Source organism: Proteiniborus ethanoligenes (assembly GCF_900107485.1).
GTDB classification, from domain to species: Bacteria; Bacillota; Clostridia; order Tissierellales; family Proteiniboraceae; genus Proteiniborus; species Proteiniborus ethanoligenes.
The window spans coordinates 52,818-69,118 of the sequence record NZ_FNQE01000003.1; the positions used below are offsets into that span (position 1 = coordinate 52,818).

A 16,301-nucleotide genomic window follows, 5' to 3' on the forward strand; every position below is an offset into this window, starting at 1 on the left:
TATTATTTTATTTTTGGATTTATGTATATTAATTTTTCCATAAAAGAGCCCTCTCGTCTCATATGACGAAAAGGCTTCTATTTTTAGTTAAGCACCTTTTATTAATATTTTCTCAAAGGCAATTCTTTTACTCTTATCCTCTAAGTAAATTATTCCACAATACTGGAATCCATTTTTATACAGCAGTTTCTGCATAGGTATATTATCTTCATGTGTATCTACTTTAATACTATGTACCTTCTTTTCATAGCAAAGCTCTTCTACATAATTAAAAATTACAGAGGCTAAACCTTGCCCTTTATAGCTAGACTCTACAGCCATTCTATGTATAACTGCATATTTATCATTGCTTATCCATTCTCCATTATAAATAGAGTTATAGGTTATTTCTCCATCAAAAATAAGAGCTACATAGCTAACTACAACATTATCCTTTAATAAAATATATCCATAACTATTATCAATATCCTTTTTTATTATTTCAGGATTAGGGTAATTATTCTGCCATTGGTTAATGCCCTGCTCCTTAAACCAAGTCTGAGCCTGATTTATAATTTCCATAATACTATCAATATCTGCTTCAGTTGCTTTTCTAAACTTCATATAAAGCCTCCTTCGTATACTGTGTAATTCTTTATTATATATAAATATTTCAGCTGATACTATATATATTTGCTTCCTTCTCTTATACTTAGCTTAGATAGATAATGACTCTCGATAAAATTCTTTACCCAATCCCTATCTGTTTTTGAATATTCTCTTAAAGCCCAGCCTATAGCCTTATCTATAAAAAATTCTCCAGTTTGAGAGTTCTGTAATATTGCTTTGCTTAAAAAGCTAGTATCTGTATTTTCTTTATATCTAAGTTGAAAAATAATACTTATTCGATTTAGCCAAATATTATCTGACTCTATCCATTGTAAAATTACATCTTCCTTTACTTCTGGATATTTCATTGCTATATGGCCTACTATTTTATTTATAGCATCTACACTATCCCACCAAGATTTTGTAATTAATAGTTTCTCTATATTGTCCATATCATCTGGTACAAATAAATTAATTACTTTTTCCATATAATCTATTGCTAAATATTGAAACTCCCTTTCAGACATATGGTAGCATTTGAATATAAAATCCCAATCAATTTCACTGTCTTTTTTCCTCTTATTAAAAAAATCCTTAGATAAAGCCCCTCTTTCTGGTTTTTTAAGACCTAGAAAAGGAAATAGATTTTTCATATATTTAGCCATAGGCTCTGCTTGTTCTTCGTTTCTATTGTCATAAAACAACTTGAATATATCCATTTGCTACCTCCTATTGCTTAGAATTTTAATAATATTTTCTCTTACCCTTTTGGGTAAATTTGCCTTCAACAATCTTTCTAATAAATTAGGATTTTTAATACCATTTAATAATAGATAATTTTCTATAATCTCTACTTTAGCCTCTCTATTAGGAATTAATTGATATATTACATACCAATCTTCCAAAGAAGTTAAAGGTATTTGTACTCCATTTATTATTTTCATCTCCGAAATTGAATCCTTATCAAAAATATATTCAAATATACCATCACAATAATTAATCTTAAATCCTGCCATTACATCCACATCAAAATCATTTATAACATACTCATAAAAGTATTCTGTTGAATATGTATCTGTCTTTTCGTATATTTTCTTCTCGCCAACACTTTTAAGAATTGCATCTACTTTCTTAATGTCATCTATACCTACTAATATATCAATATCATTAGGTTTGTCTGCTAAACCATAATGATTTAGCATTATTGAAGCACCAACGCCCCAAAGAATATGTTCTTCATCAAAACTTTGTCCTATTTGACTTAAAGTGTTAAACATGGTTGAATTCACCTCTGATTAATTGTCTCATACTCATTTTCATAATATGTTCTTCCTATGATGCTCACATGCTATTAATTGTATTTTATAACAATTCTATCATATTTCACTAACAATATTTCATAATTTCTCAATTTTTATCCCTGCATTAACCACACCTTAGCATTTAATATATATTATAGCAATTCATTATATATTGACTCCTCATTACATCAAATTCAAATCCTTCTTCTTTCAATTTTTCTAATATGTGCTTATCTAATGCATAAGCACTTCTTGCCTGCTTATTTTTAGCTTCAAACATAGTTATCATAGTTTCATACTGTCCTAAACTTATGTATATATACTGACCTGATATACAATTATCTGTTAAGACTCCAAATTCCCTCTGCAAACAAGTCATTACATGAGTTATAAACTTTTTTGTTTCCATATTTTTCGCCATTATTCCTCTAATCCATCCTTGACTATTCATTTTTATTCCTCCTATAATTTGAATTTTTAATGAGGATATTACCTGCTTTACTATGAAAAATAAAATCTTCTTGCCAAATAACAAGAAGATTAATATAAACATATAAAATAATATTCTCATTGTTCTTGGCATTAGCACCACACAAATACAGTAGGTTGCTGCAAGATCATCAAGCCAAACCTCTCCCTTGCTCTAAATAAGAAATATTTTACTATTAAATTGTAAATACATTTTATCATATTATTGTAGGTATACAAGCTGTTTATAAAATTTGGTTTTCAAAAATTAATTCTTTTTCAGCATCTTTATACGTGCCTATCTAAAAGTGGGACAAGGCTCCTGTCCCTGCGTCCCTGCTATTTCAAAATACATGTTCTATAATTTTATTATCTGTAGTTTCCTCACTCTTTAACAGGTTTTAAAGCCTTTCATAAATATCTTTTCTATGGCCTATTCCCACTACTATTATTTTAATTTCATCATCATTTATTTCTGTTATTATTCTATAATCCCCAATTCTATATCTCCAGTAGACTCTCAAATTTCCTTTTAAGGCTTTTCCATGAATCTTAGGATTATCTATTCCTACCAAATTCTTTTCTATCCATGCTAAGATTATATGCCTTTGATTCACGTCTATTTTTGATAATTGTTTTATTGCTTTTTTTGTATATAAAACTTGGTATTTCATATTTACATACCTAGCATTTTTTTGACTTCTTCATGGGTAAAGGTTTCAGTATAGCCATTTTCCAGACTTTTTTCATATTCTTTTATAATCTGCATATCAAGTTCATCTTCCATTTTTTCTTCAAGGGTTTTTTTGAATAAAGTTGACAATGGAACCCCATGTAATTTTGCATATTCATTAAATATTTTTGCTTCTTCCTCGTTCAATCTTACAGTAATAGTACTCATATCTACATCACCATCCTCCTATTTATAGGGTACCACAATGTAACACAATGTGCAATATTAAAATTAATTTTATCTATTGAAATATTAATTAGCCTTATATTTTCAGTATTTCCTCTATGGAATCCAAAATATTTATAATAGTATTATACCCAATTTTATCATTTTTTTATTTTTCTCTTATTTATGTTATTCTAGACTACTGGCTACCCAATCTGGTAGTACCTCAAAATAATGGGCTAATGCTTCTATGGTTTTATAAACCATAATTTCATGCTGAGCTTTTTCTAATAGCTCAATGATGAGTTTATATGTATCTATATATAGATTGTTATCTACTATATCTAAGGCTTCTTTAAAACTTGATACTGGTTTTGCCTTTTCAATGCTTCTTTCAATAGTGTTTATTTCTTATTCATCATATATAGGTACTTATACAATGTTAATAATTTCTCCTGTAATAAATTATTTTTCATGTTTTTTTATAACTGGCTTTAAATCTCTTTTCAATTTCTCTTATTTAATTTCTAATTCATCTGTTTCTTTGATATAATTTTCCTTTTCTAGCCCAAAATACTCCTCTAGAAATAAAAAAATAAAAACCTGTTAGAATTTCTAACAGGTTCTTCTGCATAATTTTCATAAAAATTTAAATTAATCATTATTTACTATATTTTCTTTTCATTTGGTTTCTAGAAGTGATTAAAGAATACAATATAGCTACTAAGCAAAGGGTTATACATATAGATGTAGTAATAATTACGGCTGGATATTGTCCTGCAAATCCATCCCTTGATATATGCTTTACTAATATCCCTACATAAGCCCAGATAATTACTAGCCCATAATTTACATCATTATTATCTAGTAAGGTTAATATTCCTATTATGATTCCAACTAACAGTACAATTACAGTCCAAGCCACTTCTGAGATTCCAAAGCCGTTCCAATTAATACTTACTAGCCAAGTAGTTACATTTGCAATAGTTGCCACGGTTATCCATCCAAAGTAAACGCTAAATGGAAGTCTTATGAAAAGTTTTTCTCTTGTTTTAATTTCTTCTTGTTTTAATATTCTATTAATTATTATCAAAGAAATAAGAATAATAATCATTAATGATAATGATACTCCTATAAAATCATAATGCCAAGCAAAAATCCAAAATACATTTGCTATAGAAGAAACAGAAAAATAAAATCCTATTTTATTTAATAAGCTATCTATCATATGATTATTTTTATTTCCAAAAAATCCTAGTTGATATAATGTATAGGCTCCTAGAAGTAAGTATATAAGTCCCCATATACTAAATGTGTAACCTGCAGGTGCAAATAAATTTGGATATGAATCTGAAACTTCTCCTGTATTTTGTCCGTTAATAGGTATAATATTAGCTAGCGCATTTACAACTACCATGGCAATATAGGTTATTGTCACAAGAACTTTTATATAGGCTTTTGAATTGCTATTTTTCACATAAACCACCTCTTATAGAGTATCTTATTTATAAAATTATAGTAAAGATTTTAAAGATTTATTACTAAATGTTTTTCTTTTAAAATCACAAGAAGAAGTTATTAGTTCTAATTATATTTTTTAAGTATCTTTAGTTCTCTTTAGACCTTACCTCACTCCCCTATAACCTTATCCAAAAATACTTTTACTATTCTAGGATCAAATTGCTTTCCTGCTTCTTCTTTTAAAATTTTAATAACTTCACTTTTCTCTTTAGCCTTTCTATAGGGTCTATCATTAGTCATAGAATCATAGGCATCTGCAACAGCTATTATCCGAGAATTTAATGGTATCTCTTCACCTTTTAATCCTTTAGGGTATCCATTTCCATCATATCTCTCATGATGATATAGTACATCTTCAGCAAATATGCTGTATTCATTTGAAGAGCTTAGGATAGAATAGCTTACTTCTGGATGCCTTTTTATTTCTGTCCTTTCGCTTTCCTCTAGCAGCTCTATCTTTATAATAATGTCTTTATCTATGGCAATTTTCCCAATATCATGTAATAATCCAGACATCTTTAATTTGTTTAATTCTAACTCGTTTAATCCTAGTGCCTTGCCAATACTTACACTAATTTGACTTACTCCATTTGAATGCATTTCTTCTAAAGGTATCTCATGAAATAGTTTCTCAAGGATTATTTTTATTGTCTCCCTACGCAAGTTTGTACGTTGTGAAGTTTTAAGCTTATACATATTAGTTTCAGCTATCTTAAAAACATCCTCCATGCTCTCGCTTTTTTTTCTTTTAGTATCACAACCATATGAAATAGATAGATTGATAGCTTCAATGTTTTCTTTTTCAACTGCCTTATGAATTCTGTCCAGAATTATTACTGCATCAGAGTAGTTTGTTTTTGGCAATAATATGACAAATTCATCTCCACCAATTCTAGCTATAATGTCATCAGTCCTACATTCTTTTTTAATTATTTGTCCAACCTTTTTTAACATCCTATCTCCTGATTTATGACCAAAAGCATCATTTACGAGCTTTAGCCCATTTACGTCAATCATTGCTAAGCTCAAAGGTAGATTTCTCTCTGTGTCTAATCTTTTTAATTCTTCCTCAAAAAACCTTCGATTATACAGCCCTGTTAATTGATCGTGGAAGCTCAAGTATCTTATTTTATCTTCAATCTCTTTGAGATAGGTAATATCAATATCTATTCCACGAAAAGCTAATACTTCTCCATGCTCATCTAAGATAGGAAACCCATTGCTCAATAACCAAATAACCTTATTGTTTTTATTCTTTATTCTATATTCATAGTCAGAAAGAATTCCTTTTTGTTTTAGCACAGCATAACCATGCTCCATAATTTCCTCTCTATCTTCTTCCATGGCTAAATCATAAAAGTACATTTTACCTATAACTTCTTCTGGTTTGTATCCAAATACCTTTTCACAAACAGGACTAATATAAGTATACATCCCTTTTTTATCTACTTCCCAAGCGACAGAACGACTAGCCTCTGCTAGCTGCTCATATCTCAATTGACTTTCTTTAAGCAATTCTTCTGATTTTTTTCGCTCTGTTATATCTTCATAAATTCCCATCATACCATATATATTATTATTGTTATCGTATAAAGGAATTTTACTAGTTCTAAGGAATCTTGTTTCTCCATCACTATTAATTAGACATTGTTCATAGTCGAGCATGGAACAACCTGTTTCAAAAACATATTGGTCTTCTTTATGATATATATCCGCAAGCTTTCTCCAACTCATTTCATAGTCATCCTTGCCAATGACTTCTTTTGACGAGGAGAATCCTGCATCCCTTGCAAAGCTTTTGCTACAACCTAAATATTTAAAATCTAATCCCTTCCAAAATATTCTAGTGGGAATGGTATCCATTACATTCCATAGCATTCTTTCAGATGATTCTAGCTTTTCATGTAATAATTTTTGTTTTGTAATTTCAATAATGCTAGTAATAAAGTAATATTTTTCTGGTGAATAAACCTGAATTTTATACCATTTGCCAAAAGGCTCAAAATACTGCTCGTATTCTTCCTCTCCACCATTTAGAGCAATATTCCCATAGATTCCAACCCAGTTAAATTCACTTTCATATATTTGAGGTAATACTTCACTAATTCTTTTGCCTATGATATCTTCAGCTTTAAATCCTGTGTATTTCTCAAAGGCATTATTAATCTCAATATATTCATAGTCACAAGGGTTGCCTTTAGAATCGCATACTATTTTATGATAAGCATATCCTATAGGCGAATTATAAATTACACGTTTATAAAACTCTTCTCTCATAGCCATCCCCCTTTTAATGTCCCAATAGCTGTTAATTATTTTAAGTATCGTTTGCCTAAGGAATTATGTCGAATATGATTGTTATATCTTTACCCTATTAATGCTATTTTAAATAACATTTACAGTAATAGTTCCCTTTATTTTAAGTCAAGTTAAATTGCTTCTTTGCAATAAAAAAACTTCAATATGAATATTCATATTGAAGTTTTAGGTAGCTCTTATTTGAAAATACCAAAGGGTTTTCCTACTGGTAAAAATATCTTTCCAAAGTGTTCATTTAGTACTGAAGCAGCTGAACCATAAAAAGACAAAATAGCTATGATTAGTTCTGAATAAGCTGCTAATTTATGTGGAAGCTCGCCCATAATGCCAAAGCTGTCAAGGGTAAGTCCTATAAATAATAAATCAATAAAGAAGAAAATAATAAACAATACCTTGTGTGTCTCCATAGCACCTATAGTCATAAATATAGAGAATATCAAATAGCCTAAGAATGCAAAGCCTAATTGTTTTGGATCCACATTTAAAGCTAATTTTTCACCAAATACTCCCATTTTTATCATCCAAGATACAGCCATTCCCATCCAAAAGAATGCATATCCTCCAAAAGCCGTTGTACCAAAGACATTATTTTTCTTAGAGTCACCAATGCAAGCAAGTAGTTGCGCAAAAGCACCTAAAAATATTGCCCAAGGAATTACAAAGGATAACCCAGTTGTTATACCTAGCTTCTGTGATGATGCGACTAATGTTACCATTGCCAATCCAAAAAGACCTAGTGCTGATGGATCTGCAGTTACAATTTTGATGTTTTCTGTTTGATTTTTTACCATGATTTCCTCCTTTAGAATAACTTAACCTCATCAATAATACCATCTTTAAATATTTTTGCAAGTAAATAATTTCAAGATATACATACTCTGTGCTTTTATCAATGATATGATAGCTCCTGTCAAAGTTTTACATAGCATATTATGTTTAAAAAAGAATAAGTATTGGTTTTAATGTAGATAATATAGATGTTTAAATCACTAAGGAGGTAACTTTATGGATAACAAACGTGCAAAAGAAATTGTTTCTTCACCTGTTATGGTTAATGTCACATATGATGGTATTCCAGTTTATATCGACTCAGTAAACGAAGGTAATAATACAGCTAAAATTCACTTCCTTAATCAACCAGATTCTAAGCAAGAAGTATCTATTACAAATTTGGTAGAACATTAAAGGTCAATAAGAAAAGCCTTCAACATCATGCCTTTAAAAGAGCTGTTGAAAGCTTTTCTTTGTATTTGAAGCTTTATAATATTAGGAATAATTTTCCAAAAGGTAGAGCATTAATGTAACAGCTAAAAGATCTGCAGAGCCTCCAGGACTAATATTTCTATAAATAAAATCCTTATCTACTTCAAGAATTTTTTTCTTGCCTTTCTCTGTGAATATACCACCTAGAGCTAATACTTCCTTTGCTTTTGATTTAACATATTCTAGTGCGTCTACGCCATGTCTTCCTAATATGTTTACATCTTCTGTAATAGTCATAAGATGAAATATAACCTGTACTAGGTTGTCGTTTAAATTGCCTTCCCCTTTCATAAGCTCTCGAAATATGGGTAAAGAGTGGTATCTTACGGTTGAAAAACCTGATTCTGCTTCTCCTCGAATTCCTTTGATACCATGATTTTTATATAATATCTCTCCATAGGTTAAAGAATCCTTATTGTCTAATTTCCCTAGCTCTCTGCTGACAATGCCTTCTGCTATATCCTTCACTTTGTGGCAAATATCGTCTATATCCATTTTTTGTTTTTTTGTTTCTTTATGCTGTAATCCTGCAGCTGCTGCAATAATTCCTAATGAAAATATCAAGCCTTTATGGGTATTGATGCCCCTAGTTGCATTAAACATTTTATTCTCCCCCTCAATACCTATAGGACGAATAATATTTAATAACTCTTTATTTTCTTTGCCTTCAAATTTTAATCCTTCTAGTGCACAATTGTAGAAGGTATATACTTGGGATGCACTGCTTTCCATAAATGTATAAAAATCCATGTCCTTATGAGCCCCCGAATTATTACGATCTACAAGACCTGGCTTGGGTGTAGCGGCGACTTCCAGTAACATGGATTTAATAGCTATTTCACTAATATACTCACAAAACCCATAATTTATAGACACTTTATCTCCCCCTGTAAACTCTACAAAATTGCCTTAGTTTATTAGCTTCTAGTTATATATTATAATGAATTAATTGATTGACCCTGTCTACGACTTCCTGAAGGCTATGGCATCCTGTTCTCATGCATATCCTAGCATCATCGCTACAAATAATGCATCTTCTTGATTCAATACCTAAGCTTTCTCTGCTTATAGGACTTCCATCTGTTTCATAAACATCTATATCAAATATTCTGCCTAGTGAATGATTTGCTTCTAAGGATACTGCAATTTTTTTAGCTTCCAGTGATTTAAAATTAGTTGCAATTAATATACTACTTCCGTCATGACCAGATAATACCTGTATATGCTTACTATTTTCAGTAAATCTTTCCCTTAATAGCTGCTGCAAAATTCTAAAAGCACTTTGGGCTTCAATAGTGTTTTTGTTATCTCCAGGGTAATTTATTTTGCCACAAACTACAGGCATTGAATATTTGATTATTAAAGATAGTATTTCACAATATCTCTTCTCTCTATCTTGTAAAATATTATTAATCAATGGGGAGTTTCACTCCTTTTAGCTTTTTCTATAATTGGTCTAGCCTGAGTGGACATTAAATAATCATAGGTAACTTTAGGAACTAGATTTTTTAATATATAATAGTCTTCAGTTTTAATGAGTCTTCTTACATATGAAGCACTGATAGGTATGTTTTCTGAATTTAATCTGTTAACTTCTACTACTTCTATGCCATGCTTTGGCAATATATTTATTAGGGCTTCATTGTATCCATTTGTAATGCTACAATAGGGTTCTGTTCCTACATACCTCTTTTCTATATTGAAGGCAGGTCTTATGTATTTGCCAAATATCTCTGCATCTAGTTTAGCATAAGCATCCATCTTTATATCTTCTTGTCTTAAAAAATAGGATGGAAAGGTAGCAGATGAAATAATATAGCTACCACCAGACAAAACATGGACATTGTTCAAGTCCTCTGTTCCTGCTTTCACTAGTTTTTTTCTTACTTCAAAGGGAAATAGAGAACGATCCTCTTCAACAATAAAAACAACTACTTCATCATTTTCTATAGATGCCCTTTCTATTAGATATCTATGACCTAAAGTAAAAGGATTGCAGTTCATCACAAGAGCCGCTCTTTTCCTTTTATCTAAGCCACTATCCTTAAACATTTTTTCCACATATCTATTAACATTAGACATGCCACCCTCTAATAAAGCAACTTCCTCCACCCTTTCCACTTCGCTATAATTAAGCTCTTTAAATAAAGAAAGGTTTTTAGGCTCTGTGAATATAAAGGTTTCATAAATCCCCTTGTCAAAAAGTTGATCCGTAAGATAAGTTATAAGCTTAGAAGCTATGCCTTGCTCTCGAAATTTTTCACTTACGGCAAAACACTTTAATATTTTCCCAGCACTAGAGCAGGTTCCTATTATTTCATCCCCATACCTTGCTACAATTGTATGCTCTACATCTTTATCTAAAAGCAGATTAAAAGTTGATAGGAAGCTCTCAACTTTTAACCTTTCATCAGTATTTAAATCAATATTCCCAATTTTGATACTATACATAATATCAATCCTTTATCTTTCTTACAACATCTATGACAGTACCATCTCTATATTCAATAACAGCTACTACTTCGTCATATAGCTCTACTTTTTCTGGAACCCCTGTCATTTCCTCAGCCATATTTTTTAGAGCTTCAATAGACATAATTGGTAGGTTAGTCTTTTCTAATTTTTGTATCAAATCCTTCCTTGAAGGATTGATTGCTATGCCTCTTTCTGTAACCAGCACATCGATAGTCTCTCCTGGAGTAGTAACAGTTGTAACACGGTCAACTACAATAGGAAGCCTTCCCTTTATAAGCTGTGTAACCACAATAGCTAGCTTTGCTCCAGCAGCTGTATCGCTGTGACCTCCAGAACCTCCCATAATCATGCCGTTTGACCCTGTTGTTACATTGACATTGAAATCTACATCTATCTCAGTTGCCCCTAAAATCATAACATCAAGATTATTTACTACTGCACCTTTATTGTGAGGATTCCCATACATAGATGCAGACATTTTCTGATGCTTTTTATTATCTCTATAGGACTTTACTGCCTTTAAATCAAAGCATTGTACATCAAAAAGTGCATCGAATAATCCTTCTTCAAACATTTCAACCATGTATCCTGTAATTCCTCCAGCTGCAAAGCTTCCTTTTACATTATTTTTCTGCATCAATTCTTTTACATAAGCAGCCACTGCTAAGGATGTACCTCCTGCTCCAGTTTGAAATGAAAATCCATCCTTTAAAAGCCCTGATATCTGGATAAGTTCCGAAGTCATTTTAGCTATTCTAAGTCCTACTGGATCCTTAGTTATTTTTGTAGTACCTGATACAATCCCCTTTATATCACCGATGCTTTCTACTTCAACAACATAATCTACATACTCTTGACTAATCTCAATAGGACATGCAGGGTATGGTATAAGATTATCTGTTATAGCCACTGTTTTTTCTGCATATTGAGCATCTGGAACTGCATAGCCTAAAGCCCCACAGGCTGATTTACCTTCTACACCGTTAATATTGCCATAAGTATCACAGGTAGGAGCCGCAATAAAAGCTATATCTATTTCAACGTCTCCAGCTTCAATGGCTCTTGCTCTACCTCCATGGGTATGCATAATAGCTGGATTTTTTAATTGGCCTCTTGAAATAGCCTCTGCTACAGGTCCTGAAATATAGTTTGCATAAATTCCCGTAACTACACCAGTTTTAATATATTCCACAAGAGGCTCATGTATTGGAAAAATAGAACTGGCTGCCACTTTTATATCTTTAAGACCCATTTTAGATATTTCCTCTAAGACCATATTTAGCACATAATCACCATTTCTCAAATGATGATGGAAAGAAACTGTCATACCATCCTTAATGTTACATTTCTGAAGAGCATCTCTAATAGAATCCAATAGTTTTTCTTGTTTTGGAACAGCACTTTCAAGTTTTACAGGTTTTTTTACTACTTGCCCTAAGGATGCAAAAGCGCCTTTAAATGGTTCCACTTCTCCATACCCTTGAATGTATTCAGGGATTTCTCTTCCAAGTATATTCCTCATATATCTACACCCCTTACACCAAGCCTGCAAGCTTTGCTTTTTTTAGTACATTCTGAGCTCTCATAATAATTGGTGCATCGACCATTTTTCCATCTAATGAAAATACGCCCTTACCTTGTTTTTCTGCTTCTTTCATGGCGTTAATCACAGCCTGAGCATACTTTATTTCATCTTCAGAAGGTGCAAAGATTTCATGGATTGTATCTATTTGTCTTGGATTTATTGCAGCCTTTCCAGTCATACCTAGGGATTTTGCAGTAAAGATATCTTTTATAAATCCTTCCCTATCATTCATATCAGCAAAGGGCGTGTCTATGGCATCTATTCTACAAGCCTTACATGTGACAGCTATCTTGCTTCTTGCATAAAATATTTCTTTGCCTCCTGCTGTTCTTTTCACTCCAAGATCTGCGGTTAAATCCTCTGCTCCTAATAATACTCCTATTACTCTTTCAGAAGACTTGATTATATTATATACATTCTCAAGACCATATGCTGTTTCAATTAAAGGAAAAAGCTTGATATTCCCTAATTCAAATCCCTGTTCTTTTTCAATCTTAGTAAGCATTTCACAGGATTTTTGCACATCTTCTTCTGTTGCTTTAGTTACCATTAGAGCATCTGGCTGCACTCTAGCTATTTCCTCAATATCTTTAATACCAAAATCAGATGAAAGTGGATTAATTCTTACAACTATTTCAGTACCATAAAAATCTAAATCTTCTAGAGCATTTTTAACTAATAATCTTGCAGCATCTTTTTCTGTAATACTTACAGCATCCTCAAGATCTAATATAATACTATCCGCCCCGAGAATCCCTGCATTTTGTATCATGTTTGGATTGTTTCCTGGAATAAAAAGCATAGTTCTTCTAGGTCTCTCCACAAAATCACCCCTTATATTGCTCTTTTAATTGCTGTTTCAACTCTTGCCCTTATAGTGTAATCTAAAGCTCCTCTATCCTTGGCAACAAGGTGAATATTATTAATATTAAGCTTATCCAAGGTATTTAGGATTACTTCCTCAATCTGCTTTCCAAACTGTTTCATAACAATACTTTCAAGGTCAATTATGATTCCACCTTCATCATTTGGTTGAACCATAATATATATATCGCTTGATTCCATAGTACCTGCCTTTGCAGGAGTCTTGATATTCATAGATATCACCTACTCTTGTTTTTTTATACTCTTATTGTCCCTTCTTATAGCATATTTCTTCTATTTGCTAGTGCAAGAACCCTATTCATTTCGTTATGGACAATCATAAAACCTTCATCCACACCCATCCCTGGTTTTGCAAGACATTGATCAGCACCACAGGCAATGGCCACATTTACGCATACTTGAGCAGATCTATCTGTTTCATTACATGTTCCTCCACAATAAGCACCTATACCATTTTCTTTACAGTATAAAATAGCTTCTACTGTATTATTTATTCCTCCTAGGTCTGGTGTCTTGATTTGAACCATGTCTGCTGCCCCTTCATCTACAAATAACTTGATATCTTCTAATGTATTACACCATTCATCAGCAACAAGTTCGACTTTACTCTTTCTCTCTCTAAGCGCTAATCTTAGTTCCTTAAGAGCTTGTACTTGTTTTTCTCTATCTTCAACGTCCATTGGACCTTCTATACGAAGTTTAAAAGGTGATGCAATTTTTCCTAATTCTTCAAGATAATCTGCCATTTTTTCAGTATCATTATTAAAGGCAAGACCAATTGTTCCATAAACATCAATATGAAGAATAAATGTATCTTCTTCTCTAGCTCTTAAGGTTTCTATCCTTTTCTTTAGCCAAGCAATATATTCCTTTAGCTTTTCTCCCTTTTTTCCTAATTTGGTTTCAACATTGTTAAACAATGCATGCGGCAACACATCTGCACCTTTAATTATCATTTTATCTACATTGTTATATCTATCGTCACCTGATTGAGTAAAAATAGGAATTCTTTTTAATTCAATATTAGTATTATATTCTTCCTTAATAACTTCTGCCATTGTAACTTTTTTTACTTTAGAAGTAGCATCAAGAATAGCTTGGGTCACACCATATCTTATAGCTGTATGAAGTTTTTTACCTTCTACAGTCATATTATCAACTTCTTCAGCAAGCTCTTTAAAGCTGATTATTTCTCTTCCTATTAGTTTTGGCGCAATATGTTTTTCAATAATTGGAATAAATTCTTCAGCAAGAAATAGGGGGTCTCTTCCTCCTGCTCCTGAGTATTGCACTGCTGCACAATCTCCATGGGCTACTTGACCGTCCTCTAATACAAACATTACTGAGATAGACTCTCCCGCCTGCCTAATCTTTGAGAAACCTTCTGTAACAGCTTCACCTACATATGTAAAACCATCAAACTCTGCACCTTGTTTAATTGCTCTTTGATCGTCAAAATAAAATCCTGTTCTTCCCGGTGAGCATACAATGTCTACAATTTTCATTACAATGATTCCTCCCATATATTATCTATTATTATTTTTCAGGTTTCCCTACAAGTGTTCCTTTACCTACAGCATATATATCATCAACAACCATTTGGAAGCTAACTTGTCTTCCTTCTGATTTTGCTCTTTCCTCTAGTAATTGTTTATTAAAATCTTTTATTTCCTTTGTCATAGGAATGTTTCCGAATTCTAAATATCTCACTGCACCATTGTTGTCTCTTGCTGGTAGCATTTTCCCTACATTGTATTTGCTTGGTGCAAAGGGAACATCTATAACCCCTGCTTCAAAGGCTTTTACTGTGCCTATGGCAAAGTCTCCTTTACCTAATTCAAGTACCTTATCTAATATGCATTTTGTCTCAGCTTTTATTAACTTTATTTCTAATTCAAGCTCTTTTGACATCTGTAATCTTTGACCTTTTAGTAAATTCAATGTTTGCTTTGTTGCCTTTATCCCTTGTGCATTGGCTTCCATAGTCGGAATACCTACTGCTTCATGTGGTGTTTTTACGATTACCTTTGTTGCTCCTGCTAGAGCCGCTGTTGCTGCTCCCCATGAAATTACGCCAAAGGCCTTTGATTCATCAGCTGGAAAACCGCCCATCCATTGATGAAATACTGTTGTTAAATCTACCTTATATCCATAAGTTTTAAAATACTCTTCTGATAATTCTATAAGGCTTCTAATAGCAGCCACATCCTGTACTAAGTTTCCACACTGTCCATATCCTAGAGTAAGACTTTTCACACCTTGTTCTGCGGCAAGCAATCCTTCTATAATTGCTACGGCATTGGACATGCTTGGCGGTACAAGAGTTCCTGTTAATGGTCCAAAAGGCTCTCTATTAATTTCAATACCCATTTCCTCATATAAACCTGCAAGTCTATCGCAGTATTGCCAATCAAGTAGTGATCTTTCTACACTTACACTTTTAGCATAAGGAATATTATAAGATATTCCGCCACCTTCATTGGATGTCCAACCACCTGCATGAATAATTTCTGCCAATAGTCTTGAATCTGGCGTACCATGTCTTGCTTGCAAGGGAGTTTCTACTGCTGCCAATACTTTTCGGCAATTATGTACTCCATGATTTACTGCAGGAAATCCATTTAGCATAGAACGATTTGTTTTAATGCTTTCCTCTATACCTACTTGGCATTCATTATATCTATTTTGTCTTGTGTAGCTATCAATTGTACAAGGTAAAAAATCTGCTTCACCTTCATTTTGTAAGTGTTGTAAAAGCTTAATATGTTCATCCACTAATGCAACACCAGCCCTAGGCTGTGCAAGAGTAATTCCTTCTTGTTTTGCCTTTCTAAGCTTAGCTGCGAAGTTTTTATGCTCTGGAATACCCTTTAAAAATTGTGCTGCTTCTTGTAAATCTACATCTTTTCCAGTTGGCCAGTGGGTCAGCACTTCCTCTCTTACCTTATTAAATTCAGCCTCGGTCCATTTTTTGTTTTTAAGTTCCATTTCACTTCCT

Annotated in this window: 18 protein-coding genes and 1 riboswitch; of the genes, 1 reads left to right on the plus strand and 17 read right to left on the minus strand. The window is 32.3% G+C overall.

The features are described 5' to 3' along the window. Positions 1–87: 87 nt before the first annotated feature. The 9 genes from BLV37_RS02230 to BLV37_RS02270 form a co-directional block, all read right to left on the minus strand. Positions 88–603, minus strand: coding sequence for a GNAT family N-acetyltransferase (locus BLV37_RS02230; RefSeq protein WP_091726659.1), 516 nt, complete (start codon positions 601–603; stop codon positions 88–90). Between the two features lie 59 nt (positions 604–662). Then, positions 663–1,307 carry a DNA alkylation repair protein gene (locus BLV37_RS02235; protein WP_091726662.1) on the minus strand — a complete coding sequence of 215 codons (645 nt, stop codon included), beginning with the start codon at positions 1,305–1,307 and terminating at the stop codon, positions 663–665. A gap of 3 nt (positions 1,308–1,310) precedes the next feature. Next, positions 1,311–1,865, minus strand: a complete 555-nt coding sequence (locus BLV37_RS02240; protein WP_091726664.1) for a nucleotidyltransferase family protein — start codon at positions 1,863–1,865, stop codon at positions 1,311–1,313. Positions 1,866–2,031: 166 nt separating this feature from the next. Next, the gene (locus BLV37_RS02245; protein WP_091726667.1) at positions 2,032–2,340 is read right to left on the minus strand and encodes a hypothetical protein; all 309 of its coding nucleotides are present in this window, start codon (positions 2,338–2,340) and stop codon (positions 2,032–2,034) included. 113 nt (positions 2,341–2,453) lie between these two features. After that, positions 2,454–2,543, minus strand: a riboswitch (SAM riboswitch). Between the two features lie 215 nt (positions 2,544–2,758). Then, positions 2,759–3,031 carry a type II toxin-antitoxin system RelE family toxin gene (locus BLV37_RS02250; protein ID WP_091726669.1) on the minus strand — a complete coding sequence of 91 codons (273 nt, stop codon included), beginning with the start codon at positions 3,029–3,031 and terminating at the stop codon, positions 2,759–2,761. Between the two features lie 2 nt (positions 3,032–3,033). Next, the gene (relB, locus tag BLV37_RS02255) at positions 3,034–3,258 is read right to left on the minus strand and encodes a type II toxin-antitoxin system RelB family antitoxin (protein ID WP_091726672.1); all 225 of its coding nucleotides are present in this window, start codon (positions 3,256–3,258) and stop codon (positions 3,034–3,036) included. 658 nt (positions 3,259–3,916) lie between these two features. Continuing rightward, positions 3,917–4,732, minus strand: a complete 816-nt coding sequence (locus tag BLV37_RS02260) for a tryptophan-rich sensory protein (protein ID WP_208975180.1) — start codon at positions 4,730–4,732, stop codon at positions 3,917–3,919. Between the two features lie 152 nt (positions 4,733–4,884). Next, entirely contained in the window at positions 4,885–7,053 is a 2,169-nt protein-coding gene (locus BLV37_RS02265) for a diguanylate cyclase (RefSeq protein WP_176967829.1), read from the minus strand. Positions 7,054–7,271: 218 nt separating this feature from the next. Then, the gene (locus BLV37_RS02270) at positions 7,272–7,886 is read right to left on the minus strand and encodes an acetate uptake transporter (RefSeq protein WP_091726678.1); all 615 of its coding nucleotides are present in this window, start codon (positions 7,884–7,886) and stop codon (positions 7,272–7,274) included. Positions 7,887–8,100: 214 nt separating this feature from the next. Here BLV37_RS02270 and BLV37_RS02275 point away from each other — a divergent pair, with 214 nt between their 5' ends. After that, positions 8,101–8,280 (plus strand): H-type small acid-soluble spore protein, encoded by a 180-nt coding sequence (locus BLV37_RS02275; protein WP_091726681.1) that lies wholly within the window; start codon positions 8,101–8,103, stop codon positions 8,278–8,280. Positions 8,281–8,361: 81 nt separating this feature from the next. On the opposite strand, the gene citG is transcribed toward BLV37_RS02275, so the two are convergent. The 8 genes from citG to BLV37_RS02315 are packed head-to-tail and all read right to left on the minus strand — an operon-like array spanning position 8,362 to position 16,291. Next, the gene (gene citG, locus BLV37_RS02280; RefSeq protein ID WP_244270450.1) at positions 8,362–9,234 is read right to left on the minus strand and encodes a triphosphoribosyl-dephospho-CoA synthase CitG; all 873 of its coding nucleotides are present in this window, start codon (positions 9,232–9,234) and stop codon (positions 8,362–8,364) included. Positions 9,235–9,286: 52 nt separating this feature from the next. Then, a complete protein-coding gene (gene citX, locus BLV37_RS02285) occupies positions 9,287–9,775 on the minus strand; it encodes a citrate lyase holo-[acyl-carrier protein] synthase (RefSeq protein ID WP_091726682.1) in 489 nt (162 codons plus the stop codon). Next, entirely contained in the window at positions 9,772–10,809 is a 1,038-nt protein-coding gene (citC, locus tag BLV37_RS02290) for a [citrate (pro-3S)-lyase] ligase (RefSeq protein ID WP_091726685.1), read from the minus strand. Before citC ends, citX begins: the two co-directional genes overlap by 4 nt. Positions 10,810–10,813: 4 nt before the next feature. After that, complete coding sequence (gene citF / locus BLV37_RS02295) at positions 10,814–12,355, minus strand: citrate lyase subunit alpha (RefSeq protein WP_091726687.1); 1,542 nt, start codon at positions 12,353–12,355, stop codon at positions 10,814–10,816. A 13-nt stretch (positions 12,356–12,368) separates the two neighbouring features. Then, on the minus strand, positions 12,369–13,241 hold the full coding sequence (locus tag BLV37_RS02300) for an HpcH/HpaI aldolase/citrate lyase family protein (protein ID WP_091726690.1): 873 nt from the start codon (positions 13,239–13,241) through the stop codon (positions 12,369–12,371). Between the two features lie 11 nt (positions 13,242–13,252). Beyond that, positions 13,253–13,516, minus strand: a complete 264-nt coding sequence (gene citD, locus BLV37_RS02305; RefSeq protein WP_091726692.1) for a citrate lyase acyl carrier protein — start codon at positions 13,514–13,516, stop codon at positions 13,253–13,255. Positions 13,517–13,560: 44 nt separating this feature from the next. Continuing rightward, complete coding sequence (locus tag BLV37_RS02310; RefSeq protein WP_091726695.1) at positions 13,561–14,808, minus strand: methylaspartate ammonia-lyase; 1,248 nt, start codon at positions 14,806–14,808, stop codon at positions 13,561–13,563. Between the two features lie 31 nt (positions 14,809–14,839). After that, entirely contained in the window at positions 14,840–16,291 is a 1,452-nt protein-coding gene (locus tag BLV37_RS02315; protein ID WP_091726698.1) for a methylaspartate mutase subunit E, read from the minus strand. Between the last annotated feature and the right edge of the window lie 10 nt (positions 16,292–16,301).